Below are 1,063 nucleotides of genomic sequence, written 5' to 3'. Positions count from 1 at the left end.
GGGTCCGGCCGGTCGCTGGCCTCGTGCGAACGCGTGGCGGCCGACTCCTGCGAGGTGCGGGAGTCGTGCTCGGCGTGTTCGGGGTGTTCGGGGGTCTCCCCGGTCTCGGGCACGGGCTCTGGTGCGGATCTCTCCCGTGGAGTTGCTGGCGGACGCACGACGGTTCCCCCCTGGCGAATCGGCTCTGTGCTTGATCAGTCCCGGAACGTGTCTGTGGGTCTGGGGTGGCTGGTGCAGCTGCTTTCGCTGCTTTCGCAGATGTGTTGGGTGTGACTGGTGGTGTGTTCGGTGGGTCCCGTGTGGCGCGGAGACCGGGCCGGGCGGCGCACCGACAGGAGCAGGGCGGCGAGGACGAGCAGCAGGAGGAGTGGCGGCGCCACCGGCGCGAGTTCCTGCCGCCAGAGCCAGCTCCCGACCGCGGCGAGGTAGAGGACACCCCAGCGCCCCTGCCAGGGCAGCCTGCCGCCCGCCTTCGTGAGCAGCGTCCACAGCGGTACGAGGCACAGCAGCTGGAGAACGAGCGGTGCCCAGCGCAGGACCGGGTCCGGTCCGTCGAGGCCCAGTGCCTCCGCGAGGAATCCGGCGGCCTTCGCGTACAACTCCCCGCCCACCGCCTCCGGTTCGCGCCCGAGGGCGACGGGCGCCGCGTGCAGCGCGAGTACGGCGGAGCCCAGCGCGGCGCCGGGGAGCCACGGGTCGGGGCGTACGGACAGGGTCACCGCCGCGACGAACACCACGAGCAGCACGGCGCCCGCGAGCAGCGCCGGGAGGGGCAGCCCGCGCAGCAGCTCCCGGCCGGTGAGTTCGGCGCCGGTTCCGGGCGTGGCGTCCAGCCAGGGCAGTCCGCGCGACGCCGCCCAGAAGACGACGGTGGCGGCGCCGGACAGCAGCCACAGGGCGGGCCTGAGGTAGCGCTCGGGGATCGGGCCCGGGGCGTCGTCGTGGCGACCGGGGGCGTCGGCATTCTCGGCGTGGACGCGGGCGTCCTGTTCGTGGACGTGCTCCGGGTCCGGGTCGTGGACGTGGGGGGCCGGGTCGTGGACGTGCGGGACCGGGTCGTGGA

Annotated in this window: 1 pseudogene; it reads right to left on the bottom strand. The window is 74.2% G+C overall.

Going from position 1 to position 1,063, the window contains the following annotated elements:
• Positions 1–194 precede the first annotated feature (194 nt).
• Positions 195–1,063, bottom strand: a pseudogene (locus DMH12_RS38545) (hypothetical protein); the annotation flags it as partial.

It is taken from the genome of Streptomyces sp. WAC 04229 (assembly GCF_003947455.1).
Taxonomy (GTDB): Bacteria; Actinomycetota; Actinomycetes; order Streptomycetales; family Streptomycetaceae; genus Streptomyces.
Note: the sequence above shows the minus strand (reverse complement) of the source record. Positions and strands in the feature narration are given on the sequence as shown.